The organism is Pseudoalteromonas rhizosphaerae (assembly GCF_902498845.1).
GTDB classification, from domain to species: Bacteria; Pseudomonadota; Gammaproteobacteria; order Enterobacterales; family Alteromonadaceae; genus Pseudoalteromonas; species Pseudoalteromonas rhizosphaerae.
The window spans coordinates 337,205-362,443 of record NZ_CABVLM010000005.1 but is presented as its reverse complement, the minus strand read 5'-3'; the positions used below and the strand labels follow the sequence as shown (position 1 = coordinate 362,443).

22 protein-coding genes and 1 rRNA gene are annotated in these 25,239 nt (G+C 41.6%); 16 read left to right on the top strand and 7 right to left on the bottom strand.

The features are described 5' to 3' along the window. The first annotated feature begins 191 nt into the window (after positions 1 to 191). Both rrf and glsB read left to right on the top strand, forming a co-directional pair. A 5S ribosomal RNA gene (rrf, locus tag PSR9079_RS10410) occupies positions 192 to 306 on the top strand. Between the two features lie 734 nt (positions 307 to 1,040). Continuing rightward, positions 1,041 to 1,964 carry a glutaminase B gene (glsB, locus tag PSR9079_RS10405; RefSeq protein WP_145235030.1) on the top strand — a complete coding sequence of 308 codons (924 nt, stop codon included), beginning with the start codon at positions 1,041 to 1,043 and terminating at the stop codon, positions 1,962 to 1,964. Positions 1,965 to 1,984: 20 nt separating this feature from the next. On the opposite strand, the gene PSR9079_RS10400 is transcribed toward glsB, so the two are convergent. Beyond that, positions 1,985 to 3,289 (bottom strand): inosine/guanosine kinase, encoded by a 1,305-nt coding sequence (locus PSR9079_RS10400; protein ID WP_145235032.1) that lies wholly within the window; start codon positions 3,287 to 3,289, stop codon positions 1,985 to 1,987. Between the two features lie 179 nt (positions 3,290 to 3,468). Between PSR9079_RS10400 and tadA the strand changes: the two genes are divergently transcribed. Continuing rightward, a complete protein-coding gene (gene tadA, locus PSR9079_RS10395; protein WP_149981412.1) occupies positions 3,469 to 3,972 on the top strand; it encodes a tRNA adenosine(34) deaminase TadA in 504 nt (167 codons plus the stop codon). On the opposite strand, the gene PSR9079_RS23655 is transcribed toward tadA, so the two are convergent. Together PSR9079_RS23655 and mltF are read right to left on the bottom strand one after the other, a co-directional pair. Then, positions 3,969 to 4,136 carry a hypothetical protein gene (locus PSR9079_RS23655; protein WP_169020230.1) on the bottom strand — a complete coding sequence of 56 codons (168 nt, stop codon included), beginning with the start codon at positions 4,134 to 4,136 and terminating at the stop codon, positions 3,969 to 3,971. The genes tadA and PSR9079_RS23655 overlap by 4 nt on opposite strands. 134 nt (positions 4,137 to 4,270) lie before the next feature. Then, positions 4,271 to 5,791 carry a membrane-bound lytic murein transglycosylase MltF gene (mltF, locus tag PSR9079_RS10390; RefSeq protein WP_149981411.1) on the bottom strand — a complete coding sequence of 507 codons (1,521 nt, stop codon included), beginning with the start codon at positions 5,789 to 5,791 and terminating at the stop codon, positions 4,271 to 4,273. Between the two features lie 253 nt (positions 5,792 to 6,044). Here mltF and purL point away from each other — a divergent pair, with 253 nt between their 5' ends. The 4 genes from purL to PSR9079_RS10370 all read left to right on the top strand — a co-directional run bounded on the left by purL (position 6,045) and on the right by PSR9079_RS10370 (position 13,021). Then, positions 6,045 to 9,929 carry a phosphoribosylformylglycinamidine synthase gene (purL, locus tag PSR9079_RS10385; RefSeq protein WP_149981410.1) on the top strand — a complete coding sequence of 1,295 codons (3,885 nt, stop codon included), beginning with the start codon at positions 6,045 to 6,047 and terminating at the stop codon, positions 9,927 to 9,929. A gap of 109 nt (positions 9,930 to 10,038) precedes the next feature. Beyond that, complete coding sequence (locus tag PSR9079_RS10380) at positions 10,039 to 12,501, top strand: intermembrane phospholipid transport YdbH family protein (RefSeq protein ID WP_149981409.1); 2,463 nt, start codon at positions 10,039 to 10,041, stop codon at positions 12,499 to 12,501. After that, positions 12,494 to 12,676, top strand: coding sequence for a YnbE family lipoprotein (locus tag PSR9079_RS10375; RefSeq protein ID WP_149981408.1), 183 nt, complete (start codon positions 12,494 to 12,496; stop codon positions 12,674 to 12,676). Before PSR9079_RS10380 ends, PSR9079_RS10375 begins: the two co-directional genes overlap by 8 nt. A gap of 9 nt (positions 12,677 to 12,685) precedes the next feature. Further along, a complete protein-coding gene (locus PSR9079_RS10370) occupies positions 12,686 to 13,021 on the top strand; it encodes a YdbL family probable chaperone protein (RefSeq protein ID WP_149981407.1) in 336 nt (111 codons plus the stop codon). Between the two features lie 27 nt (positions 13,022 to 13,048). Here PSR9079_RS10370 and PSR9079_RS10365 read toward each other — a convergent pair whose 3' ends face one another. Together PSR9079_RS10365 and waaA are read right to left on the bottom strand one after the other, a co-directional pair. Continuing rightward, complete coding sequence (locus tag PSR9079_RS10365) at positions 13,049 to 13,612, bottom strand: DUF1415 domain-containing protein (RefSeq protein WP_149981406.1); 564 nt, start codon at positions 13,610 to 13,612, stop codon at positions 13,049 to 13,051. Continuing rightward, on the bottom strand, positions 13,605 to 14,903 hold the full coding sequence (gene waaA, locus PSR9079_RS10360; protein ID WP_149981405.1) for a lipid IV(A) 3-deoxy-D-manno-octulosonic acid transferase: 1,299 nt from the start codon (positions 14,901 to 14,903) through the stop codon (positions 13,605 to 13,607). Before waaA ends, PSR9079_RS10365 begins: the two co-directional genes overlap by 8 nt. Before the next feature lie 153 nt (positions 14,904 to 15,056). Between waaA and PSR9079_RS10355 the strand changes: the two genes are divergently transcribed. From PSR9079_RS10355 to hldE, 3 genes are read left to right on the top strand one after another with little or no spacing between them, the layout of a single operon-like run. Beyond that, positions 15,057 to 16,511: a capsule assembly Wzi family protein gene (locus PSR9079_RS10355; RefSeq protein WP_149981404.1), complete on the top strand. Its 1,455-nt coding sequence runs from the start codon at positions 15,057 to 15,059 to the stop codon at positions 16,509 to 16,511. A 33-nt stretch (positions 16,512 to 16,544) separates the two neighbouring features. Next, the gene (locus PSR9079_RS10350; RefSeq protein WP_145235052.1) at positions 16,545 to 17,135 is read left to right on the top strand and encodes an SIS domain-containing protein; all 591 of its coding nucleotides are present in this window, start codon (positions 16,545 to 16,547) and stop codon (positions 17,133 to 17,135) included. Continuing rightward, positions 17,135 to 18,574, top strand: a complete 1,440-nt coding sequence (gene hldE / locus PSR9079_RS10345) for a bifunctional D-glycero-beta-D-manno-heptose-7-phosphate kinase/D-glycero-beta-D-manno-heptose 1-phosphate adenylyltransferase HldE (RefSeq protein ID WP_149981403.1) — start codon at positions 17,135 to 17,137, stop codon at positions 18,572 to 18,574. The genes PSR9079_RS10350 and hldE overlap by 1 nt, the downstream gene beginning before the upstream one ends. A gap of 3 nt (positions 18,575 to 18,577) precedes the next feature. On the opposite strand, the gene PSR9079_RS10340 is transcribed toward hldE, so the two are convergent. Continuing rightward, the gene (locus PSR9079_RS10340) at positions 18,578 to 19,300 is read right to left on the bottom strand and encodes a 3-deoxy-D-manno-octulosonic acid kinase (protein ID WP_149981402.1); all 723 of its coding nucleotides are present in this window, start codon (positions 19,298 to 19,300) and stop codon (positions 18,578 to 18,580) included. 128 nt (positions 19,301 to 19,428) lie between these two features. Here PSR9079_RS10340 and PSR9079_RS10335 point away from each other — a divergent pair, with 128 nt between their 5' ends. The 6 genes from PSR9079_RS10335 (at position 19,429) to glpG (ending at position 24,675) form a co-directional block, all read left to right on the top strand. Beyond that, a complete protein-coding gene (locus PSR9079_RS10335; RefSeq protein WP_149981401.1) occupies positions 19,429 to 20,487 on the top strand; it encodes a glycosyltransferase family 9 protein in 1,059 nt (352 codons plus the stop codon). Then, positions 20,484 to 21,038, top strand: a complete 555-nt coding sequence (gene gmhB / locus PSR9079_RS10330) for a D-glycero-beta-D-manno-heptose 1,7-bisphosphate 7-phosphatase (protein ID WP_149981400.1) — start codon at positions 20,484 to 20,486, stop codon at positions 21,036 to 21,038. The genes PSR9079_RS10335 and gmhB overlap by 4 nt, the downstream gene beginning before the upstream one ends. A 154-nt stretch (positions 21,039 to 21,192) precedes the next feature. After that, positions 21,193 to 22,389: a glycine C-acetyltransferase gene (locus PSR9079_RS10325; RefSeq protein WP_145235063.1), complete on the top strand. Its 1,197-nt coding sequence runs from the start codon at positions 21,193 to 21,195 to the stop codon at positions 22,387 to 22,389. A 58-nt stretch (positions 22,390 to 22,447) separates the two neighbouring features. Next, positions 22,448 to 23,473 carry an L-threonine 3-dehydrogenase gene (tdh, locus tag PSR9079_RS10320; protein WP_149981399.1) on the top strand — a complete coding sequence of 342 codons (1,026 nt, stop codon included), beginning with the start codon at positions 22,448 to 22,450 and terminating at the stop codon, positions 23,471 to 23,473. 66 nt (positions 23,474 to 23,539) lie between these two features. Then, entirely contained in the window at positions 23,540 to 23,857 is a 318-nt protein-coding gene (gene glpE / locus PSR9079_RS10315; protein WP_145235068.1) for a thiosulfate sulfurtransferase GlpE, read from the top strand. Continuing rightward, the gene (glpG, locus tag PSR9079_RS10310; RefSeq protein ID WP_149981423.1) at positions 23,854 to 24,675 is read left to right on the top strand and encodes a rhomboid family intramembrane serine protease GlpG; all 822 of its coding nucleotides are present in this window, start codon (positions 23,854 to 23,856) and stop codon (positions 24,673 to 24,675) included. Before glpE ends, glpG begins: the two co-directional genes overlap by 4 nt. A gap of 21 nt (positions 24,676 to 24,696) precedes the next feature. Here the strand turns inward: glpG and PSR9079_RS10305 are convergent, their stop codons facing one another. After that, the gene (locus tag PSR9079_RS10305; RefSeq protein ID WP_145235070.1) at positions 24,697 to 25,104 is read right to left on the bottom strand and encodes a flagellar basal body-associated protein FliL; all 408 of its coding nucleotides are present in this window, start codon (positions 25,102 to 25,104) and stop codon (positions 24,697 to 24,699) included. Between the last annotated feature and the right edge of the window lie 135 nt (positions 25,105 to 25,239).

The following is a 25,239-nucleotide window of genomic DNA, read 5'->3' as shown; positions in this document are numbered from 1 at the left end:
TGTGGAAGCATAGTGATATGTTAAGCTAACTTGTACTAATTACCCGTGAGGCTTAACCATACAACGCCAAACGCGTTTTATGTGATAGTTGATAGCGCAAGAAGTTAATAGACTAAAGTAGATTTACGATACTCTTTATTATCAGAATTCCAAATTTTAGTTAATTGCTAACGCGATTAACACCGTATTTGCTTGGTAACAATAGCGTTTTGGACCCACCTGACCCCATGCCGAACTCAGTAGTGAAACGAAACAGCGCCGATGATAGTGTAGCATTTGCTATGTGAAAGTAGGACATTGCCAGGCTCCAAATAAGAGAAACCCGTTACAGCGATGTAACGGGTTTTTTGTTGTCTGGAATAAAATGAAAACACCAAGCCAAGACCCCATGGTGAACTCAGTAGTGGCCGCTCTTGCATATCCTGTGCTTCACGGCATTCGTATTCCTATACATCAAACAAACCAGCTCGAAGGCGAGCCCCGCACAAGGCCGCCCCGACACAAAGATAGTGTGGCATTTGCTATGTGGCTCTCTACCGCTGTGGGTACTACGACATCGCCAGGCTCCAAATTGAGAAAGCCCGACTAGAAATAGTCGGGCTTTTTTACGTCTGGAATAAAGAAGGTTCGAGGTGAAAGGTAATAGGTTAAAGGAAAAGAATAAGAGCCTAAAGCCTACTCTATACATTTGCTATGTGGCACTCTACCGCTGTGGGCACCACGACATCGCCAAGCTCCAAATTGAGAAAGCCCTACTAGCAATAGTCGGGCTTTTTTACGTCTGCAGAAAAGCTATTGGCTTCGAGCCGTCAGTGTTAACCTTTGACATGCGTGTACTGCCACTTTTTAATCTTAAAAAACTCGCGCTACCCATAAGAAAATGCAAGCTCGCACTCTTTGTAAGTAAAAGGCAAATCAGCATTATTCATAAGTGACTGTAAGCGTGTTTTATTAGGTATTATTTGAGTAATAAAGTCAGTCTGCTTTTCTTCTAATATGGTAGAATTTTATTTCTGTTTTCAATGCCAATGAGGGTTACCTTGCCTACCTCTGATTATCAACAAGTCTTAAATGAAATTACCGCTGAGGTGCAACCACTGTTATCACAAGGTAAAGTGGCGGATTATATTCCAGCATTGGCTGAGGTTGATGCTAACCAATTTTCTATTGCTATATATACGACTGATGGCCAGACATTTTGCGCAGGCGATTGCTCGCAACGCTTTACAATTCAATCGGTTTCTAAAGTAATGACGTTAACGTTAGCGCTGCAGCGCTATGGTAATGAATTATGGCAACGAGTCGGCAAAGAGCCGTCAGGTACTGCGTTTAACTCTTTGACTCAGCTTGAGTTTGAAAAGGGTATACCGCGTAACCCTTTCATAAATGCCGGTGCTATCGTTACCTGTGATGCGTTATATAGCCGCTTGTCTGCACCTATGCATTCAATGTTAGAAACATTTAGGTTATTGTCTGGAAATAAGGGCATAGTGATTGATAAAAAGGTCGCTAATTCTGAGTATGAATTTCGTCATCGTAATGCTGCAATGGGGCATTTAATGAAGTCCTTTGGTAACTTTAAAAACGAAGTTGATGATGTGTTATGGGCATATTTTAATTTTTGTGCAATAGAGCTCAATTGTGTCGAATTGGCTAAAGCATATAACTTTCTGGCCAATAAAGGGATAGATAACGTGTCTAATAGACGCGTACTTTCAAGTCTGCAAAACAAACAGCTCAACTCATTATTATTTACCAGCGGCCTCTATGATGCGGCGGGCGATTTTGGTTATAGGGTTGGTATGCCGGGTAAATCAGGAGTATCGGGTACTATATTAGCGGTGTTACCGAATAAGTTTACAGTGGCTGTGTGGTCGCCAGGGTTAAATTCATTTGGCAACTCGGTGGCAGGAATAGCAGCCCTTGAGCTGCTATCTAAAAAACTTGATATCTCTATTTTTTAACTAATATGTATTGGGAGTTGTTACTGCTCCCAATAAACCTGTTCGAGGCAGTCTTCACGCTCAGGTAAACCACGAGATAAGCGCGGTGAATGCTGTACTAACACCTCAAAACTGGCACGGTTAGCATACTTACTAATTTGTGCTAATGATGAGTAGGTCATTGCCGGTTGCTGGTGTTTAGCTGAATTACCAACATTGAGCTTATGGTAAACATTTGCCGATAAGTCATGTAGTACCGCCGCTAATGCACAATCTCCTGCACCATTGGTGTTCTTAATAGAGTCTGGACCACCCATAAATGGCGCTGTATGGCTGTATGCACGAATTGGCTGCTGACAGTCAACTTTGCGCATAGCGCGCGAAAACTCATAACGATTGAAATCTGGTATTGCGCCAGGCAGCAATGGGTATTCTGTTTCTCGTTTAAATTGCTCATCGATGTAGCCTGCCATAAACAAGCCTTTTTCACCTGCGGTACAGATCACTAAATCTACCCAATCAAGTGCTTTATCAGCAGCAAGTAGAGGGTCTTCAAAGCCAGTTATTGCCAGCCCTTCTTCCTCATTCATTGCTAAAATATCAACATGTTTTTCAACAAAACTAGCCCACCAAGTAGGGTCTTGCTCGATTAAAAACTTAGTACCAAGAGTGAGTACGACAGGGATGCCAGCATCATTGGCATATTTGACAGCTTGCATTGTTGCTTCTGTCATCGTCTCAGAACCTTGCGTACGCATTAAGTAAGCACTGATCACTAATGCCGATGAGTTCTCTATTAACTCCTGATCGATTGATTCAGGTCGTAGGTGGTTCATCAGCCCTGCGCTGATGGCAAAAGTACGTTCACCAGTATCGTCAATGAGTGTAAAGCAGCGACCGATAGGACCATCTACCGGTTGTAAATAGTCGAGATCGACACGACTTGAGGTGTTACATAAAAAGCGATAAGCGTAGCTACCAATTTTAATGTTTTCACTCATCACACCCAGTAGTACAGAGCGGTCATCCGCTAATACTGAGTAGTTGTGCATAGTGTTGCCGATAGTACCGCCTGCAAACTCATAATCGATCATATCGTTGAGTTTTAAGCGGTCATATAATGCATTGGTTATATCACTATCAATAACTTGCGACATACCTCGGCGCAGTTGAAATTCGTCAAGGAAAGCTTGATCGACTTTAGCTTCTATATCAACTACGATTTGATCTATCCCTGTGATGTAGCTGCGTTGCAACTTATCACTGGCGTTGAGTTGATTAGTAAGTGGATCTTTGGCTTCCACTGGAAAATAATGTTTATGCCTGCGGCGTCCAGGAAATTTCATTTGCTACCCGTGTGTTGTGAGCTAAATAAAAAAAGCGAGAGATTATATCGTAAATCGCACGGGGTGAGCCATGTTAAAGCTGTTTTAATTTGTTTTATTTTTATCACTAATCAGTATATTTAGCGTTTTAATGGCCTAAGTGAGTATAATTAAACAATAATTAGTTAAAGATTAAGTCAATGAGTGAACAATTGAACGATCAATATTGGATGGCGCAAGCTCTAGAGTATGCAAAAAAAGCGGAGCAGTTGAATGAAATTCCTGTCGGTGCTGTACTGGTCAAAGATAATCAGTTGATTGCAGCTGGCTACAATCGTTCGATTACCGATAACGATCCTTCTGCTCATGCAGAGATGATTGCGATACGCGAAGGTGGCAAGGTCGTTAATAATTACCGCTTGATTGATTGTACTTTATACGTCACGTTGGAGCCATGCTCTATGTGCGCCGGGTTGCTAGTACACAGTCGTATCCAACGTTTAGTGTTTGGTGCTGCGGATGAAAAAACAGGATCAGCAGGCTCTATTATGAATCTATTACAAGATCCTAGATTAAATCATCAGGTTGAAGTTGAGGCCGGAATACTAGGTGAGTTATGTGGGCAAACTATTTCTGATTTTTTTAAACGCCGCCGTCAAGAAATAAAAGCTGCAAAGAAAGCTTTGCGTGACCTGAAGGCTTAACCTGCAGGTGCTGCAATGCTTAACTCTGCCATTTGTTGCATTGCAAACATTCTGCGACGCCAAATTACTTTTCTATGTAAATTACGCAGCATTATTCTGCGACGGGTAGATGATGAATAAATAACATTTCGTTTGAACGAATGTGTACGCCGACGTTTCAGCATGGTTTCTCCTGAAAATGTGAGAGTGAGAAAAGATATAAGTTAATTATATACTTGATACTACACATTAGTGATCATTTGATGACAAGTAAATAGATATTTTAGTTTGCGCGTACCTATCGCATTTTAAGTTATTTTTATTGTTCGCCGTTATCTTTTTTTTGCGGTGCTTGCTCATCGATACTGTCATCTTTTGTTGGGGAGACCGTGGTTTGTATTGTGGCAGGCTTTGGATTTTTAATCTCAGCAGCTTGGGTAGTAGGTTGATCTATTTGTTCAGCATCATCGGGTTCAGTAGTCGGTATGCTGATCGCGTCATTTTCATCTAACCAAACTAGTGCATCGTAGTAACGACGAATATTATCCACATACTGGACTGCAACGTCACCGCGCGAATAGCCATACTTGGTTTTACGGTAGTAACGCTTTTTGATTAATAGCGGTAAGCGTTTTTTCACATCAGCCCATTTATCAGGGCTAGCACCTTGCTGCTCGGTAATAATACGAGCATCGTTCACGTGACCCCAACCAATATTATAGGATGCTAAAGCTAGCCAAGTACGATCTGGCTGAGGAACGCGGTCGGGAATTCGTTTTTCTAGCTTCGTCAAATATTCTGCGCCGCCTTTGATATTTTGCTCAGGAGCAAGACGATTAGTTACGCCGACCTGCTTTGCAGTATCACGAGTGAGCATCATAATACCACGAACTCCTGTGGGGGATTTTGCTCGCGGATTCCACATTGATTCTTGATAACTTAAAGCTGCAAGTAATCGCCAATCTAGGCTGCCTGCATATTGCTCAAACCAAGGTTGATATTTTGGCAGTGTTTCTTTAATTGCTTCAATATAGGCAAGGGTATTAACGTAGTTAAATTGGCGGACATGGCCAAAATATTTTTCTTCAAGTACATAAAGCTGATTACTTTGTTTTACTTCACCAAAAAACGGCACCATTAACGCATATAACGAATCGTCGCCGTCTTTGCGCAGCAGCCAAGCAATGGGATCGTTACGAGTGACAGAAAAACCAATACTAAGATTAGGGTGATAGCGACGAAACAACGATAGGGTATGTGAGTCGGCAAGAGTGTAATCAATTTCACCATCGATCACTGCTTGTAATAGCTCTTCTTCGTCGAGATCTTCTGTTTCGCGCCAATTTAAATTGGGGTGAGTTTGTTTAATTTGTTGCAGTGCCAATGAATGGCTACTTTTGGCAAGTACTGTCAGGTTATCGGTTAGATCATCAAAATCACGAGGTCTTACTCTACCTTGTTTATAAACCAGTTTTTGGCTAATTGTGCGATAGGTTGGGCCAAAACGGTAATCTTGGGCGCGTACTTTATTGTACGTTAAACCAGAGGCTATTAAGTCTAAATCGCCGCTATCTAAGCGTGAAAACATGTCGGATAAGTTAAAAAATGGCACCATCTCCAGTTCAACCCCAAGGTGATCTGCAAACTCTTGCGCTAACTCATATTCAAATCCTTGTTCACCTTGCACTGCTTGATAATAATTACTTGCTCCAGCTAACGTACCCACTCTGATTTTGTTTTGAGTTTTTATTTGGCTAAGTTGAGATTGCTGTTGTTGCATATCGCAGGCACACAAAAGCATTACTAACGTAATGATTGTTATTAGCTTTTGTTTAAACATACTGTGCCCCTTGAATGCTATTACACCCTTATATCAAAACTTTGCGATGACGTCACTTGGCGATTTGTCATAGTTGACTTTACTGTGTTTGATATTTCATCTGCCACTAGGCATTATTAGTAATAAACGATGCTAACTTATAGCGCTCTTGCCGCAATTTTAATTCCCTGCTTAACCTGTATTTCCGAGTTACTTGAGTATATAATACCCGCCTAAAATATCGTTCAATCCCTAACCCCGGATGAAAATACCTATGTTGATCCTTCGTGGTGCACCAGCACTTTCCGATTTTAGAGTTCAGAAAATTTTAGCCCGTTGCCAACAGGCGCAACTTCCAGTCACTAATGTATACGCTGAGTATGCACACTTTGCAGATCTAACCGCACAGCTGTCAAGTGATGAGCAAACTAAGCTTGAGAAGTTACTTACCTATGGTCCAACGATTGCCGAACATACACCTGCAGGCACTTTGGTGTTAGTAACGCCTCGTCCTGGCACAATCTCGCCATGGGCTTCAAAAGCGACGGATATTGCACATAATTGTGGCTTAACTCAAGTACACCGTGTTGAGCGCGGCATCGCTTATTATGTTGAAGGTGACTTAAACGCTGAGCAATTAAATCAAGTTGCAGCCTTATTACATGACCGCATGACCGAAGCAACGCACAGCGCAATGGACGACGCTGCGACGTTATTCCGTACTGATGCACCGAGTCAAATGTCATCAGTTGACATTTTAGCCGGCGGCCGTGAAGCGCTAGCAACTGCAAACGTTGAGCAAGGTTTTGCCCTTGCTGATGACGAAATTGATTACTTGGTAGAAAACTTCCAAAAGTTAGGGCGTAACCCGAACGACATTGAATTATTTATGTTTGCACAAGCAAACTCAGAGCATTGTCGTCATAAAATTTTTAATGCAGATTGGACCATCGATGGTGTAGTTCAGCCTAAATCGCTATTCAAAATGATTAAAAATACCTACGAGCTAAACCCTGAAAACGTATTATCTGCTTATAAAGATAACGCCGCAGTAATGAAAGGTTCGAAAGCAGGTCGTTTCTTCCCAAATGCTGAAGGTGAATATGCATATCATCAAGAGAACATTGAAATCTTGATGAAAGTTGAAACCCATAACCACCCAACTGCGATTGCACCATTTTCTGGTGCTGCTACCGGTTCAGGTGGTGAAATTCGTGATGAAGGTGCAACAGGCCGTGGCTCTAAGCCAAAAGCAGGTTTAGTTGGCTTTACTGTATCAAACTTACGTATTCCTGGTTACGAGCAACCGTGGGAAACTGATTTTGGTAAGCCTGCTCGTATCGTTACAGCATTAGATATTATGACTGAGGGCCCATTGGGTGGCGCTGCGTTTAATAATGAGTTTGGTCGTCCAAACTTAGTTGGTTACTTCCGCACTTATGAAGAGCAAGTAACCAGTCATAATGGCCTTGAGGTGCGTGGTTACCACAAGCCAATTATGCTTGCCGGTGGTTTAGGTAATATTCGTACTGACCATGTACAAAAAGGTGAAATTCCTATTGGCGCTAAGTTGATTGCGTTAGGTGGCCCAGCGATGAACATTGGTTTAGGTGGCGGCGCTGCTTCATCAATGGCGTCAGGCCAATCAAATGAAGATTTAGATTTTGCGTCAGTACAACGTGAAAACCCAGAAATGGAACGTCGTTGTCAAGAAGTCATCGATAAATGCTGGCAGTTAGGTGATGCTAACCCAATCGCGTTTATTCACGATGTCGGCGCGGGCGGTTTATCAAATGCATTCCCTGAGCTTGTTAATGACGGTGGTCGTGGGGGCAAATTCCAACTGCGCGATATTCCGAATGATGAGCCGGGCATGGCACCGCATGAGATCTGGTGTAACGAGTCTCAAGAGCGTTATGTACTTGCTGTCGCGGTTGAAGATTTTGACCGTTTTGAAGCCATTTGTAAGCGTGAACGTGCGCAATATGCTGTAATAGGTGAAGCGACTGAAGAGCGTCATTTAACCGTTGCAGATAGCCATTTTGGTAACAACCCCGTTGATTTACCACTGGATGTGTTATTAGGCAAAGCACCTAAAATGCACCGTGAAGCGCAATCTCAACAAGTTATTGGTAAAGCGCTGGATACTGCAAATATTGACGTAAGTGAAGCGGCAACACGTTTATTACGTTTACCTGCGATTGCTGAAAAGACGTTCTTGATCACCATTGGTGACCGCTCAGTAACAGGGCTAGTTGCTCGTGACCAAATGGTTGGTCCTTGGCAGGTGCCAGTTGCTAACTGTGCCGTAACTGCAGCAACGTATGACACTTACCATGGTGAGGCAATGTCTCTTGGTGAGCGTACACCTGCAGCATTGCTTAATTACGGTGCATCAGCACGTTTGGCCGTAGCTGAATCATTAACCAATATTGCTTGTGCTAACATTGGACCGCTTGAAAATATTAAGTTGTCTGCTAACTGGATGGCAGCAGCTGGTCACCCTGGCGAAGATGCGGGTCTTTACGAAGCAGTTAAAGCGGTGGGTGAAGAGCTTTGTCCTGCGCTTGGTTTAACCATTCCTGTGGGTAAAGACTCTATGTCGATGAAAACCCAGTGGGATGAGAATGGCGAGCAGAAGTCAGTAACAGCACCATTATCACTTATTATCACCGCGTTTGGTCGTGTTGACGATGTACGTAAAACGGTTACTCCGCAGCTACGTACAGATAAAGGTGAAACCTCACTTATCTTGGTTGACTTAGGTGCAGGTAAAAACCGACTAGGTGCATCAAGTTTAGCGCAAGTTTATAAGCAATTAGGTGATGTAACGCCAGATGTAGATAGCCCTGAATTACTAAAAGGCTTCTACAATGCAATGCAAGCGTTAGTCGCTGATAATAAGTTACTTGCTTATCATGACCGTTCAGACGGTGGTTTATTTACCACAGTGGCTGAAATGGCATTTGCGGGTCATACTGGTGTGACTGTTAATTTAGATGGTTTAACAGGTTCTGACATTGAAGCACTTTATAATGAAGAGCTCGGAGCGGTAATCCAAGTTGCTAACAGTGATTTAGAGGTCGTGAACGCAGTATTTGCTGAACATGGAATTGCTGCAATCAGCCATGAAATTGGCACACTTAACAGTGACGACAGTGTGGTATTTAACCGCGCTGGTAACCCTGTACTTAGTAATACGCGTACTGAATTACGTACTATTTGGGCAGAAACCACCTACCAAATGCAAGCACGTCGTGATAACCCTGATTGTGCTAAGCAAGAATTTGATGCCAAGTTTGATGTTAAAGATCCTGGTCTTAACGTTAAACTAAACTTCGATTTAAATGAAGATGTGGCAGCACCGTATATTGCGACAGGCGCTAAGCCTAAAATGGCTATCTTACGAGAGCAAGGTGTTAACTCGCATTTAGAAATGGCAGCAGCATTTAACCGTGCTGGTTTTGCGGCAGTTGATGTACACATGAGCGATATTCTTGAAGGGCGTTTAAGTCTGGAAGAGTTTAAAGGCTTAGTGGCATGTGGCGGCTTCTCTTACGGTGACGTGTTAGGTGCTGGTGAAGGTTGGGCTAAATCAATCTTATTTAATGATATGGCACGTGAGCAGTTCCAAAGCTTCTTTGAGCGCCAAGACTCATTTAGTTTAGGTGTGTGTAACGGTTGTCAGATGTTATCAACATTAAAAGAGTTGATCCCTGGCACTGAACATTGGCCACGCTTTGTAACGAATAAATCTGAGCGTTTTGAAGCACGTTTTAGCTTAGTTGAAGTGCAAGAGAATCCTTCGGTATTCTTCAACGGTATGGCGGGCTCTCGTATGCCTATCGCAGTGTCTCACGGTGAAGGTCATGCTGAGTTTGCTAATGATGCAGCAGTGAAAGCAGCGCTTGAGTCAGGTACTGTAGCGGTTAAGTTTGTTGATAACTACGGTAACCCTACTACACAATATCCTGCTAACCCGAACGGCTCGCCAGAAGGTATCACAGGTATTACTTCAGCTGATGGCCGTGCTACTGTAATGATGCCACACCCTGAACGTGTATTCCGTGCGGTTGCTAACTCGTGGCACCCAGATGAGTGGCGCGAAGATAGCCCATGGATGCGTATGTTCCGCAATGCACGTAAAAATGTAGGCTAAACTATATTTATACACACTAGATTCATTATCTAGTACTAGAATAAAAGGCTGCACTATGCAGCCTTTTTTGTTTATGCTGGTCAAAGGTCAAAGGTATTTTAAGGATAATATGTTTAAGCGTGTAGGTTGGGGGTTATTAATTCTAGTGCTAAGTGTACTTTCACTTGGCTATATTTTTCGCATGCCGATCACCTTGCATTTTGTTGCTCCTTCACTTCATCAAGCCGGAGTTGAACTGCATTGTTTGGATTGGTCGTTAACAACCAATCTGGATCTCCATGTACAGCGAGCATGTATTGGCTATCAAGGGCAGTTGCTTGAATTAGCTGATATTACGGCCAATACTCAAAACATTACGGTTAACCGTGCAAATTTAATACTGGTAACCCCCGATTCTTCGAGTGAGCCTAGTGTGGCTAAAAAGCTTGCTTTGGCGCTACCGCAAGCTCGCCCGTTGTTACACCTAAAACGTTTAGTGATCACTCATTCTCAATTAAAAAAACCACTTATTATCAGCATAAATGAGCCGGTGTTAAATGAGTTTGTTGTTACTGGTGATGTGAAAGCTGAGGTTGACGTTAAAAATACCAAGTTGGCAGGAAATATTGAGCTTGATGAGCGACTACTTTCTACAGTTAAGGCCGCGACTGTAAACTCGATTGCAGGACTTAATTTAACTAGCCAAAATAGATTCGCTTTTGATGGTATTGTACTTGATATAGACACTCAGCTAGGTGCTGATTTCACTTACGCCATCAATACCTGCTCGATGACAATTAAAAGTAGTGGCAAAGTCAGTAGTCACTATAACTTAAATTCAAAAACATTAACCCTAGATGCTCAGCAATTAGCAACAACACTCAATGGCAAAAATGAGTGTTTACAAAGTTTGGCTGGTGTTATCGATGATGATGCGCAGCAGCAATTTGTTACTCGGCAAATACCGTTAAATTGGCGATTAGTTTTACCTAGTAAGATCATTGTGCAAGACACTCAATTGACATTAGATCAGCTAACATTGCAGGCAGGATCACAACTGCTCATGAATGTTAAACAGTTAGCGGTTGATATAAAGAACCCTTTAGAAACCCTATTGGCACAATTCGCGTTGTCGTTTTCGAGTGATGATATTGCATTATTAGATATAGCCGCGAGTGTTGTTAGCAGTGATATTGATGGTAACTATCAGTTAAAAGTGGCTGCGCTGCCTGATTTTATCGATGTTGATGCGCAGCATATTAGTGCACAAGGGCATTTTTCAATAAATAGCATATTGGCTGCACAGCCTGCTCTCGAATTGTCAGCACAATTAGCGCTGGGGCAATTAAAAGTGCATGATATTGGTATTGATAATTACCAAGCAACTTTTAAGGCGAAGCTACAAAGTAATCAATACTTAACCGCTAGCTTATCGAGTCAGATTGATACTGTTAATATGGGGGATATTAAACTATCTCAGCTGGCGAATCAGCTAACTGCTGCAGGAAGTTTGTCAGCAGGGGAATTGTTTTTTGATTTAACCAGTGAAACAAAGTTAGCCAAGCTACAAACGGAAGAATTACGACTTAACGATATTCGTATAAGCTCAAAAGGTTTACAAAGTCGTGCCCTGCAGGCATCTCATCATATATATGTAGAAGGGATAGAGCTTGTAGCAATGCATAATATAACAAGCACAGCTCATCCATTTGAGGTGATCATTTCAGAGCAGTTAGTTACTAAGCTTAATCCACTGCTTCATCAATTTGTGCCGCTTGCAACCTTAACAGATGGTAAAGTCAGTGGCCGTATTGCTGGTGATATTAATCTGCAACAGGCCGATCTCTCTTTACAGGTAGTCGGTGTAAGTGGTTTATACACAGATTACCTTGCTAAGCATTTTAATACTCAATTTATAGGTCGTTATGATTCAGGGCAGCTTAATGTTGTGCCTTCTACATTTGAACTAAATGAATTACGAGCTGGTGCTGTGGTGAAGCAGCTAACAGGGTTTTGGCAAGTACGGGCAAATGAACTTGCTGTTACGGAGCTTACAGGGAAGGTTATGGGAGGGCATTTCTTGCTGGATAAATATCGCCTTACAGAAGAGCCGCAACAAGCATTAGTTACATTTGACAATATAGATGCTAGCAAGGTCATTACCCTTGATGCTAAATCGGGTATTAGCTTAACGGGAAATGTAGCTGGACACTTGCCTGTTTATTTCACAAAAGCGGGTATTGAGGTTAAAGGTGGGCAGCTTGTTAATCAAGGTGCTGCTAAATTACTTATCACTGATAATGCAGCTTTTAATTCGGTAAAGGCTCAACAACAAGAGTTAGGACCTATACTTGGCTTGCTTGAAAATTTAGATATTCAGAGTATTAAAAGTAGTGTTAACTTAAAACCTGACGGCTGGATGACCTTAGGCGTTAATTTGCAAGGGTATAATCAACAGCAAGCACAGCAAGTTAATTTTAACTATAATCATGAAGAAAACGTGTTCACACTATTACGAGCACTGCGCTTAAGTGATGAAATTACGCAAAAAGTTGAACAAGAGTATTCAACAAAAGGAAGTAATAATGACTAAATGGTTAGTAATATTAACCGCATTGGGATTGCTCAGTGCATGTACGCATCGTGTTGAGGTGGCCGCTAAGGAACCTATTACAATTAACTTAAATGTTAAGGTCGATCATGAAATCCGCGTAAAAGTTGATAGAGAACTCGACAGTTTATTTAGTGATGACAGCGAATTATTTTAAGGAGCAAGTATGAATATAGTAAAAAATAAAAAACTAAGCATTGTCACTTTATTAAGTGCGGTGTGTTTGTCGTTTTCGGCTTGGGCCATTTCGTTAGATGATGCAAAAAATCAAGGGCTAGTGGGTGAGGACAGCTCTGGTTATTTAGGCCTTGTGGTGCAAAATGCAGAGGCAAAAGTGGTTGTCGATGAAATTAATGCTAAACGTAAAGCACAATATTTAAAGCTCGCTAAAAAGAACAACTTGTCGCTTTCTCAAGTAGAAGCGCTGGCTGCTGCTAAAACGATTGAAAAAACCCAATCGGGTCACTTTGTTGAAGTGAACGGAGAATGGGTTAAAAAGTAACATTCCTTTTTACTAAAAGCTGAGTGATTAAGCACTCGGCTTTTTACATCCAGCAAGTAATTGTTGCCAAAAGTCGATGCCTTTTCGGCGAGCTAAATTGATGTTGTGATCTGGAATTGATTCAGGTTCATTATAATCATCAAGTGCTGCACTCATACTAGCCTCACGAATTAAATGTAAGGTAGGAAAAGGCGCGCGGTTAGTGTAGTTTGCTGCATCATTGTCATCACTATCGGCAAACACATAGTCAGGATGAAAGTTGGCTATTTGATATTTACCTTCAAAGCCTTGGGCAACTAATAGCGCATTGGCTAAATCCACTAAATCTAAAAATTCCTCAAAGTCAGTAAAGCCTTGTTCAAACATCAATAATGTAGTCTCTCGAGCCGGTTGTTGATCAAGTTCAATACATTGTTCGATCATCTCCATCACAGCATCATCAATGCTGGTTGCTTGGCTAGTTTGATAATGTATGCAATTATTTTCAACTTCTTTACGGGCAAAGGGGCAAAAGTTATATTTAACAATGACATTAGCTACCCATAAGCGGGTTTGTTGTTCTGGTAAGGTTAGTTTTGTTTGTTCAGTCATTGTGTGGCTCTAAAAATTTGTTAATGATGGTGATAGTTTTCGCGATGGCACCTTGGTTGTTAGCAACACATTGTGCTGCCTGTAGACCTAGCTGCTGGCAAAACGCTGGTTGTTGATGAAGCTCGTATAGTTGCTCCGCTAACATCTTTGTATCGCTTACTTGTATACACCCACCTGATGCAATCAGTTCAGGGTAAACATGGTTGAAATTATAGGTATGCGGGCCTGTTAAAACACCGACAGAAAATGCCGCTGACTCGAGAGGGTTATGCCCGCCACGTGCAATTAAACTGCCGCCAATATAATTGATGTTGGCCATACCATATAAACATTGCAATTCACCTAAAGTATCAGCAAGGAGTACTTGCTCGCTTTGATAGTTATTTTTACTGCGGCGGCTAAAGCTTAATGGTGAGTCTTCAAGCAATGTGGCGACCTTATCAAATTGTTCTGGGTGGCGCGGCGCAATAACTAGCAGTGCATCTGGAATCTGTTTTAGCAGCAGCTGCTGAGCAGCTAATATCAGCTCATGCTCACTAGGGTGCGTGGAACCGGCAACCCAGATAAAACGCTGATTATTGTATTGGCTTTTTAGGGTATCGACTTTGTCTAACTGCTCGCTAGTTGGCTTTATATCAAATTTAATTGAGCCAGTAATATGCACTTTTTGCTCATTGAGGCCAAGCTCAATAAAGCGTTTAGCGTCTTCATGATTATGACTAGCTAAAGCGGAAATTGATTGCATTATAACCTTAGTTAATGGCGCTACTTTTTGATAACCTTGTTGCGATTTTGCTGAAAGCCGCGCATTGAGTACCAGTACAGGAATATTTTGTTGTTTGCACTGCGCCATAAAATTAGGCCAAAGTTCGGTTTCTAAAATACACATTAACGTGGGTTTAACACGCTTTAAAAAGCGCGCTGTAGCACAAGGGTAATCAATAGGTAAATAGGCGCACTGTACCGAGTCTTTAAAATTATTATGTATTTGTTCACGGCCTGTGGGGGTGTTACAGGTTATCATAAATGAATTACTTGGCTGCTGGTATTGTAGCTCTTTGAGCAAAGGCGTTGCAGCAAGTACTTCACCAACTGAAGCGCAGTGGATCACTATTAGATCATCTTTTAATACTGTACTTTCTTGCGAGGTATTTTTTATCGTAATGAAGCCAAATCGTTCCGCAAAGTGCGCGCGATAACCTGCGTTCTTTTTACCTCTAAGTATATATAAATAATAGGTTATGAGAGGACTAAGCAAATAAAGAATCAGTGAATAAAAAAAGCGTGCCATTTTCCAGCCTCGAATTATAAACACTAATGATAACGCGGATACCCTTTAAGCAAAATGCGAAATTGTTAAAAAGCGTTAGAACAGAGAGTTTTGGGTGTTTAGTTGCAGCTAATTTGGTAATATTTAACTACCATTATGAAAAATACAGTCGTTATGAAATTCAAATTGATAAAAGCCGTGGTATTAACCAGTTTTATGAGTTGCGCATTGCCTTCACTTGCAACACCAACTGCTTACTTACCAATTGGCATGGATGCACAGCTTGATCATCAGCTCGATACGTTATTTGCCTTGACGTCAGGCACACCGATGACAAAGCCTTATCGCTTAACGGAAGTTGAAGCGGCGCTTACTAAATTGCAAAATGCACAGCCAAGTTTAGTCGCGGCAATACGTGCTAAAATTAAGCCTTATCAAGGCAACGATAATATTACTCGAGTAGGTGTTAAGCTGCGTGCTGATGGCAGCAATGCAACCAAGCTTGCCAATCAACGTGGTGTGAGCTCTGATGAATGGGGGCAAGTGTTCTTTGAGGGTATTTGGCGTCCTAATGACTATACCTTGATGCAAGTGGGAGTTGATTATCGCGCGAAGCAAAATAAATTCGTTAATTATAACAGTTTTGTCAGTTTTGCTGGCGATGACTTGCAGTTAAATATTGGTTACAAAGAGCATTGGTTTTCGCCGTTTAAGCAATCAGCGCAGATTATTTCTACTAATGCCCGTACCTCGCCATCAATTTCATTAGGGATGGTGGCACCAGCCCATAACTGGTGGAACTTTGATTTTGAGCTTTATTACTCCGAGCTTGAACATGTTGAAAAAGGCATATTATATCAAAATGAATTGCATGATGGCACGCCTCGCTTAGCTGGCACACATATTAGTTTAGAGCCTGTAGATGGGTGGAAAATTGGCATTAATCGTATGATGCAATTTGGTGGTGGGCCTCGTGATGTTGGTTTTAGCGATGTAGCTAAAGCATTCTTTGACCCTGCAGGTAATGATAATGGTGCAATAGCGGGGGGCCCTGATAATGAACTTGGCGACCAGTTTGCTTCAATAACGAGTGTTGTGAACTTTAATTGGGGTATGCCGGCAGAGCTTTATTTTGAGTATGGCGGCGAAGATACCAAAGAACACAAAAACTACCAATTTGGTAATATTGTTTATAATTATGGCGTGTTCTTACCTCAATTAACTAGCGATCTGTCACTTCGCTACGAATATACTAGCATGCATAGTCTTTGGTATATGAATTACATATATCCAACAAATGGCAATACTAATGATGGCTATGTTATTGGTCATTATGCTGCTGATCAACGTTATTTTGGTGATGGTGTGCCTTCGAATATACATAGCCTTGAGGTCTCTTATGCAGCCACACAGGATTCTTTTTGGCGTACAAAGTTTACTTTAATAGATAACGAGAGTGGCTATGTTAACGATTTTGGTGGTGTTAGTGAGCAATATAAACAAGCCATTGAGTTACAAATCAGTAATAACCGAAAGTGGCATGAATATAATATTGAAACAACTTTAACTTACGGCGAAGATGTCTTTGGTGATAACTATACGTGGTTGTCAGTGGCACTTTTTTGGTAGTAGCTAGTCAGACTAATTTTGAGAGGATTACCCATGTCTAATATTGATTCTGTAGCGAGCAGCTACCTTGAAAGTTTAACCCGTCACCAAGTATTGTTTGAAACGATGGAAACATACCATCCTCAAGTAATGCAATTGCTTGAAGTTTGCCACAGTACTTTGCAAGCTGGTGGAAAAGTAGTTTGGTTTGGTAATGGTGGCAGCGCAGCAGATGCTCAGCATTTAGCAGCAGAGTTCGTCGTACGCTACAAATTAGAACGTGGCCCATTAGCATCTATGGCGCTAACAACCGACACTTCCATCTTAACTGCGCATAGTAATGACTATCACTTTGACACAGTTTTTGAGCGTCAGGTTCTTGCGTTATGTAAGCCTGAGGATTTAGTGATTGGTTTAACTACCTCTGGTACTAGCGCTAATATTAATTTAGCGCTAGCTGCTGCAAATGAAATAGGTGCTTATACAGTTGCATTTACAGGCCGCGATGGCGGTAAAGTAAAAGATATCGCTAAATTATCCATTATTATTAAAGATGACGAAACCGCACGTATTCAAGAAGCACATATGTTTATTGGTCATTGGTTATGTGAAGCCATTGATATGGTTGTAGCGGGGCAGAGTTAATGGATCTAGCGTTATTAAAAAACCTGTCTAACGCTAAAATATTAGTGGTTGGTGATGTGATGCTTGACCGTTATTGGCATGGTGATTCAGGGCGCATATCGCCAGAAGCACCTGTGCCAATAGTGAAAGTAAGTAAATTTGAAGATAAAGCCGGTGGCGCGGCAAACGTGGCAAAAAATATTGCCCGTTTAGATGGTAAAGTTGGCTTGTTGGGTTTAATTGGTGAAGATGAAAGCGGCCAAATCTTAGAGCGAATTCTTGCTGATGAACGTATAGATTCACAATTAGTCAGTGTTTGTGATTTGCCAACTATTTCAAAAATGCGTGTGATTAGCCGTCATCAACAAGTCGTTAGACTTGACTTAGAAGAGATGTTTACTGAGCAACACAGCCAACTACTTTTAAACCGTCTGGAATTAGTATTAGATGAGTACGACTTTGTTTTATTCTCAGATTATAATAAAGGCTCATTAAGCTTGATCCAGCAAATGATAAAACTTGCTAAAGGTGCTGGAAAAACAGTTCTAATTGATCCTAAATCCTCAGACTTAAACTTATATCGCGGTGCTGATTTTATTACTCCTAACTTGAATGAATTTAAGCTTGCCGGTGGTAAAACAGATTCTGAACAACATTTAGCAGACAGTGCCCGAGCACTGATCAGCGATGCAGGGATCGCGGCCATGCTATTGACTCGCTCAGAGCAAGGTATGTCACTTATTAGTGCCGATGAAAAACACGATTTTGCAGCGCAACAGCTTGAAGTCAGTGATGTTACCGGTGCTGGTGATACTGTTATTGCAACTCTGGCGGTGATGTTAGGTGCAGGAATGCAGCCTAAAGATGCAGTGGAAATTGCTAACCTTGCGGCTGGAATTGCAGTGAGTAAATTAGGGGCAGCTACGGTATCGCCTGAAGAGTTAAGTCGTAAGTTAGGTCAATACTTACAAAAAACCGGCGAGCATTATCAAACCCCATTTGATGATGTGCTTCAGCATATTGAGTTTGCAAAGCAAAATGGTGAAACTATCGTGTTCACCAATGGTTGTTTTGACATTTTACATGCGGGGCATGTGCGTTACTTAGCACAAGCCAAAGCACGTGGAGATCGTCTAGTCGTCGGTTTAAATAATGATGAATCAATAACGCGTTTAAAAGGTCCTGAGCGCCCTATTAACCCGCTTGATGAGCGTGCTATGGTGCTGAGCGCTTTGGCATCAGTTGATTGGGTAATTCCATTTGGTGCAGTTGAAGAAAACGATACACCCGCTAAATTAATTGAGCTGATCAGTCCTGATATCTTAGTAAAGGGTGGAGATTACACTGTTGAACAAATTGCAGGCGCTGATCATGTACTTCGCCATGGCGGAAAAGTTGAAGTACTTGAGTTTTTAAATGGCTGCTCTACGTCAAAAGTGATCAGTAAAATAAAGGCTTAACGGCTATATTTTAAGAGTGGACTGGTATGCTGTGTGTAACTGCTGCCAGTCTGTAGTTTGCCAATGCATTACTTGATTTCGGCCTTGCTCTTTATGAAATGAACGAGCAAGGCGGGTCATATTAGCTTGTTGCCAATTACTGGCGGGGAGTTTTAGTTCACCGCGGTCAAAGTCAATAATGTATATCTCGCCCGTTTCATCAAATAGAATGTTGTTAATATTCAAATCAGCGTGATACACCCCATGATTATGAAAATCCGCAATCGTGTGTGCTACTTTAATTAACTCTTGTGCGCTAAAGGGACGTTGTTTTAATATATCAAGCACACTTTGTGCGCCTGCAACAGCTTGAGTAATTATATCGCCACGGTAAATTAAGCCAGCTTGCGATATTTTAGCTGCAATCGGCTTTGGTACATTTAGACCTAATTCGCACAGTTTCATCATTAATGAAAACTCTTGGTAAACACGGGTTTTTTCCAGTCCAAAAAACACATATTGATCACTTAGCACTTTACCCACTAAACCGCCACGCCAATAATGCCTGAGCACAGCTGTTAGCCCGTTATGGCAGAAAAACCATGCAGTTGCGCGACCTTTTTTGGCGCCGACAATTTTTCCTTGCTGCTGCCAATATTCATTATCAAACCAATTTAAGCTAATTTCGGCACTATGCTCAGGATGGCTTAAAATAATATGTTCATTGATGGTTTGCTGGTTAAACATGGCGTACTTATTTTATTGCAGGTGATAGTGCTATCTTAACCTGTTTTAAAGCCGAGCATAAGTGCTTGCAATAGTGAGTGGTTAATTTAAGATCATGATAATTATCCAGCATAAAGCAAAGGACACCTGTGACTGACTCAACCACCTATTCAGATATTTGTATTTTAAGACTCTCAGCAATTGGTGATGTTTGCCATGGCGTATCTGCAGTGCAGGCAATTCAAAAAGCGCACCCCAATGCAAAAGTTACCTGGGTGGTCGGCAAAATTGAAGCCATGTTACTAGCTGATTTACCCGGTGTTGAGCTGGTGGTGTTTGATAAAAAACAAGGCAAAGCAGCCTATCAGCAATTAAAACAAAAATTTAAAGGGCGTAAGTTTGATGTGTTGCTGCATATGCAAGTGGCACTTCGAGCTAACTTAGTGGCGCGTTGTATTCCTGCAAAAGTTAAAATTGGTTTTGACTGGGCGCGCTCAAAAGAATTGCATAGCTTGTTTATTAATCAGCGCATTGCACCACAGCAGCAGGCTCATGTGTTAGAAGGCTTTAAAGGCTTTGCGCAGGCGATAGGTGTACCTGATTATCAACCAAACTGGCAAATGCCAGTCAGCGAACATGATCAAAGTAATGCTGATGAATTACTTGGTACGGAGCGATTAGAGGGGCGAATTTTTGTGATTTCTCCAGCTGCCAGTAAAAAAGAACGCAATTGGCTGGCTGAACGCTATGCTAAGCTTGCAGAACATGCCTACAAGCAAGGGTTTCATGTGGTGATCACGGGTGGCCCGACAGAGCTTGAAGTGACGCTCAGTGATGACATTATTGCAGCCACTACAGCGCCAATCCTTAATTTAGTGGGTAAAACCAAACTCAAAGAGTTGCTTTGCGTACTTAAACGAGCTGCATTGGTATTAGCACCTGATACAGGCCCTGCTCATATGGCCGTCACCGTAGGCACTCCCGTTATTGGTTTATATGCCCACTCAAACCCGAAACGCACTGGACCCTATTTATATCAAAATTACGTGGTTGAGGTGTATCACCAAAACTTACTCAAGCAAACTGGTAAAACCGCTGAGCAATTACCTTGGGGTACACGGGTTAAAGGCAGTGATCTAATGAGCCAAATAAGTGTTGATGAAGTAGCTTTGATGTTTGACCTTGTGGTTGAGAAAGAGCAATTATGAGCAATATCAATAAAGCCTTATTTTTAGACCGTGATGGCGTGGTTAATATTGACCACGGGTATGTTTATGAGTCGGATAAATTTGAATTTGTGCCAGGCGTATTTACTGCATGTAAGGCGTTTGCTGATGCAGGCTATAAACTGATCATAGTGACTAATCAATCTGGTATTGGCCGTGGTTACTATTCAGAGGCGGATTTTCACGCTTTAACACAGTGGATGATAGCCCAATTTGCTGCGCATCAAGTAAAGGTGACAGATGTTTACTTTTGCCCACACCACCCGAAAAAAGCATTACCCGAATACCTCAAACAGTGTGATTGTCGTAAACCAGCTCCGGGCATGTTACTGCAAGGCATCGCTGATCATCATATCAATCCAGCTGGCAGCATTATGGTTGGAGACAAACTAAGCGACATGCAAGCGGCAAGTAAAGCGGTTATTGGCACTCGGGTGCTTGTACGATCCGGGCAGGAGTTTGATGCGGTAGCCATCGACTCGGCAGATCATGTTTGTGATTCGTTAGCAGACTTACCCTCAATACTGCTATAGCCCAATGTAAACTGGCAGCATAAGTTGTCAGTTCCTTATTTATGCGATGAACTACAAACAGTGCATTTGTTTGACTAAACTTTTACAATAGCCACAAAGATGAGCCGTGTTAAATTAAGTACGCTCACCCCGTTCAATAATTTGGAGATTACAGATGAGAGCATCTGCGTTTTTTACTCAGCTTCAGCAGCAAATTGAAGATGTAAAAGCCGAAGGCTTATATAAAAATGAGCGTATTATTACTTCGCAGCAGCAAGCACAAATTCAAGTTGCTTCTGGTGATAAAGTTATTAACTTCTGTGCAAATAATTACTTAGGTTTAGCGAATAGCCCTGAGCTGATCCAGGCTGCACAAAACGGCTTAAATGACCATGGCTTTGGTGTTGCGTCAGTACGCTTTATTTGTGGTACACAAGACATTCATAAAACATTAGAGAAGAAGATCAGTGAATTTTTAGAAACTGAAGACACGATTTTATATTCATCATGTTTTGATGCCAATACCGGTTTATTTGAAACAATTTTAGGTGCTGATGATGCGATTATCTCTGATTCGTTAAATCATGCTTCTATCATTGATGGAGTTCGTTTATGTAAAGCAAAGCGCTTCCGCTATGCAAATAATGATATGGCAGATCTTGAAAAGCAATTGATTGCTGCCGATGAAGCGGGTGCAAAAACAAAATTAATCGCCACCGATGGTGTGTTCTCAATGGATGGGGTTATTTGTAATCTTGAAGCGGTCTGTGACCTTGCTGATAAATACAATGCACTTGTTATGGTTGATGACTCTCATGCCGTTGGCTTTGTTGGCGAAAATGGTAAAGGCACACCTGAGTACTGCAACGTGCTAGACCGTGTTGATATTATTACCGGCACTTTAGGTAAGGCGCTTGGCGGTGCATCGGGTGGTTATACATCTGGTAAAAAAGAAATTGTTGAATGGTTACGCCAGCGCTCTCGCCCATATTTATTCTCAAACTCATTAGCGCCTTCAATCGTTACAGCATCAATCAAAGTATTAGAAATGCTCGAAAATGGCAGTGAATTGCGTGCTAAGTTATGGTCAAACGCTAAATACTTCCGTGAGCAAATGGAAGCGGCTGGATTTACCTGTGCGGGTAAAGATCACGCGATTATTCCAGTAATGTTAGGTGATGCTAAAGTTGCGTCTGCAATGGCTGATAAGTTATTAGCTGAAGGCATTTACGTCACTGGTTTTTCATTTCCAGTGGTGCCAAAAGGCCAAGCGCGTATTCGTACACAAATTTCTGCTGCGCACAGCATTGAGCAATTAGATACCGCAATTGACGCCTTTACCCGTATTGGTAAAGAAATGGGCATTATCTAATTAATTAATTTATTTTAAACCGTTGCCTTCGCAGCGGTTTTTTTATTGAGTGTGATTCATGAAAGCATTATCTAAATTAAAAGCAGAACCAGGTATTTGGATGACGGATGCGCCAAAACCTGAAGTTGGGCATAACGATTTATTAATCAAAATTCGTAAAACCGCTATTTGTGGTACTGACGTACATATTTATAAGTGGGATGAGTGGGCGCAAAACACCATTCCTACGCCTATGGTAGTAGGTCATGAATATGTCGGTGAAGTGGTTGATATGGGTCAAGAAGTTCGCGGTTTTAGTGTTGGTGACCGAGTATCGGGCGAAGGGCATATTACCTGTGGCCATTGTCGTAACTGTCGCGCTGGGCGTGTTCATTTATGCCGTAACACCACTGGTGTAGGTGTTAACCGCGAGGGGGCTTTTGCCGAGTATTTAGTGATCCCAGCGTTTAATGCATTTAAAATTCCAGACAATATCAGTGATGAGTTAGCTTCTATTTTTGACCCATTCGGTAATGCAGTACACACAGCACTGTCATTCGACTTAGTGGGTGAAGATGTGTTGATCACAGGTGCAGGCCCAATTGGTATTATGGCTGCTGCAGTTGCAAAACATGTTGGCGCACGTCATGTAGTGATCACCGATGTCAATGAATACCGATTAGACCTTGCGCGTAAAATGGGCGCAACGCGTGCAGTTAATGTGGCTAATGAAAAGCTTGAAGATATTATTAAAGAGCTTGGTATGACAGAAGGCTTTGATATTGGTCTAGAAATGTCAGGCGTACCGGTTGCATTTAATAGCATGTTAAATAACATGAATCACGGTGGTAAAATTGCCATGCTAGGTATTCCACCATCTGATATGGCGGTTGATTGGAACCAAGTGATTTTTAAAGGCTTAGTGATCAAAGGGATTTATGGCCGTGAAATGTTTGAGACCTGGTACAAAATGGCCAGTCTTATTCAGTCAGGGCTCGATCTAAACCCAATCATCACTCATCAATATTCAATAGATGACTTCCAAACTGGCTTTGATATGATGATTTCAGGCCAATCGGGGAAAGTAATTCTTAACTGGAATTAATTATCCACTTGTTAAGAGAATTAAAGGCGGCATTTGTCGCCTTTTTTGTAATTATAAGAGAGTACTATGGCATTTAAGCATATTTCAATTACCGAAACTCAAGCACTACTTAATAAAGATGATGTCGTGATTGCTGATATTCGCGATCCTAATTCGTATCAAGCAGGGCATATTCCGGGTTCAGAGCATTTATCAAATGCCAATATTGGCGAATTTATGATGAACAAAGAGTTTGATCAGCCAATTATTATTGTTTGTTATCATGGTATGAGCTCACAAGGCGCAGCCAGCTACTTAGCTGAGCAAGGCTTTGAAGATGTATACAGTATGGATGGTGGTTTTACCCAGTGGGAAACCCAATTGCCGGAGCAAGTGGAACGATGATCGAACTGGGTAGTATAAATAATCCACGTGCAGCACAAGGCTTTATTGATTATATAAAAAGCCAAGGCTTACAGGGCGAGCTTCGATCGCAAGATGGAAAAACGGTAATTATTTGTGTTGCCCCAGAGCATTTCCATCAAGCTCAGCCATTATGGCAAGCGTTTGTAGAAAACCCCAATCATGCCCGTTATCAAGAGGCATCTTGGCAAGTAGGAAGTACGCAGTCACCGTTGAGCTATCAAGGCCAAGAATTAAATTTAAAAGCACGTTTTAAAGCATTGAGCTGGTTAAACCAAACGGTCACTTTATTATGTGTAGGTATTTACATTGCCTTCTTACTCGGTGGCTTTGAGTCAATTTATAGCGTATTACAGTTTAAACCCGATCAACCATTAACTTGGCTTACACCTGCAATTGTGCATTTTACTGCTGTGCACTTAGTGTTTAATATTATGTGGTGGATCATGCTAGGCGATGGTATTGAAAAGCTCAGTGGTAAAAGTACTTTAGTAGGTCTTTTTTTAGTGACTGCGCTATTTAGTAATTGGGCTGAGTTTATTATGGTTGGCCCTAACTTTGGCGGCTTAAGTGGCGTTGTTTATGGTTTACTTGGGTTTTGTTGGATCCATCGGGCATTGAACCCGCAACAGCCGGCTTTAGTAACTAATGGTATTATTGGTTTTATGCTGATTTGGCTGGTATTAGGCTTTGCTGACATGTTGTTTGTAAGTATGGCTAACTGGGCGCACTTAGGTGGGCTATTAAGCGGTATGGCTTACGCCTTTACCGCTCAATTGTTTACTAAAAAAACAGCCTAAGATACTCTGTTATATAAGTACTTAGTGATATAAATATTTAGTAAATAATACTTCGCGAATGATCTCTTGCCCTGTTTCTTGTTTTAACAGGGTTTTGAGTTTTTCGGCACAACGCTTTCTGATCTCTTCACGGCCGGTGAGTGATTTAATTTTTTCTTCAGGCTCTTTTGATAAAATTTCTACCAATGCATCTCTAAGTAACGGGGTGTGATGCTCAACAATAGCAATATTTGACATATCACTGAGCATTAAATCTACAGTAATACGCACATAACCTAACTTTTTATTACTCTGACCAATATAGTTGGTAATGATATCGGGTTCGAAACCAAAGTAGCCCACAGTTGATTCAGCTTTGCTTGCAAAGCTGCTAAACAAGCTAATAAAGAAAGTGCTAATTAATATGCCAGCGTAAAGCGTTTTTTTCATATTCAGTAGAGAGCCCTGTAATTAATTGTTATTAGTCTATACGTAATAATGGCTAAGATACAGGCTGATGCAGCTATTATATTCATTAATCATCACTTTTTCCCCGACGCGGGCAGTGGTATCATTTAAAGGGTT

Excerpts from the sequence above, each read along its gene's own strand:
- purL (WP_149981410.1), top strand. The coding sequence starts at position 6,045 with ATGTTGATCCTTCGTGGTGCACCAGCACTTTCCGATTTTAGAGTTCAG.
- tadA (WP_149981412.1), top strand. The coding sequence starts at position 3,469 with ATGAGTGAACAATTGAACGATCAATATTGGATGGCGCAAGCTCTAGAG.
- glpG (WP_149981423.1), top strand. The coding sequence starts at position 23,854 with ATGATCGAACTGGGTAGTATAAATAATCCACGTGCAGCACAAGGCTTT.
- PSR9079_RS10375 (WP_149981408.1), top strand. The coding sequence starts at position 12,494 with ATGACTAAATGGTTAGTAATATTAACCGCATTGGGATTGCTCAGTGCA.
- glpE (WP_145235068.1), top strand. The coding sequence starts at position 23,540 with ATGGCATTTAAGCATATTTCAATTACCGAAACTCAAGCACTACTTAAT.
- PSR9079_RS10400 (WP_145235032.1), bottom strand. The coding sequence starts at position 3,289 with ATGAAATTTCCTGGACGCCGCAGGCATAAACATTATTTTCCAGTGGAA.
- PSR9079_RS10340 (WP_149981402.1), bottom strand. The coding sequence starts at position 19,300 with ATGTTTAACCAGCAAACCATCAATGAACATATTATTTTAAGCCATCCT.
- PSR9079_RS10380 (WP_149981409.1), top strand. The coding sequence starts at position 10,039 with ATGTTTAAGCGTGTAGGTTGGGGGTTATTAATTCTAGTGCTAAGTGTA.
- PSR9079_RS10325 (WP_145235063.1), top strand. The coding sequence starts at position 21,193 with ATGAGAGCATCTGCGTTTTTTACTCAGCTTCAGCAGCAAATTGAAGAT.
- gmhB (WP_149981400.1), top strand. The coding sequence starts at position 20,484 with ATGAGCAATATCAATAAAGCCTTATTTTTAGACCGTGATGGCGTGGTT.
- mltF (WP_149981411.1), bottom strand. The coding sequence starts at position 5,791 with ATGTTTAAACAAAAGCTAATAACAATCATTACGTTAGTAATGCTTTTG.
- PSR9079_RS10355 (WP_149981404.1), top strand. The coding sequence starts at position 15,057 with ATGAAATTCAAATTGATAAAAGCCGTGGTATTAACCAGTTTTATGAGT.
- waaA (WP_149981405.1), bottom strand. The coding sequence starts at position 14,903 with ATGGCACGCTTTTTTTATTCACTGATTCTTTATTTGCTTAGTCCTCTC.
- PSR9079_RS10365 (WP_149981406.1), bottom strand. The coding sequence starts at position 13,612 with ATGACTGAACAAACAAAACTAACCTTACCAGAACAACAAACCCGCTTA.
- PSR9079_RS10350 (WP_145235052.1), top strand. The coding sequence starts at position 16,545 with ATGTCTAATATTGATTCTGTAGCGAGCAGCTACCTTGAAAGTTTAACC.
- tdh (WP_149981399.1), top strand. The coding sequence starts at position 22,448 with ATGAAAGCATTATCTAAATTAAAAGCAGAACCAGGTATTTGGATGACG.
- hldE (WP_149981403.1), top strand. The coding sequence starts at position 17,135 with ATGGATCTAGCGTTATTAAAAAACCTGTCTAACGCTAAAATATTAGTG.
- PSR9079_RS10305 (WP_145235070.1), bottom strand. The coding sequence starts at position 25,104 with ATGAAAAAAACGCTTTACGCTGGCATATTAATTAGCACTTTCTTTATT.
- PSR9079_RS10370 (WP_149981407.1), top strand. The coding sequence starts at position 12,686 with ATGAATATAGTAAAAAATAAAAAACTAAGCATTGTCACTTTATTAAGT.
- PSR9079_RS23655 (WP_169020230.1), bottom strand. The coding sequence starts at position 4,136 with ATGCTGAAACGTCGGCGTACACATTCGTTCAAACGAAATGTTATTTAT.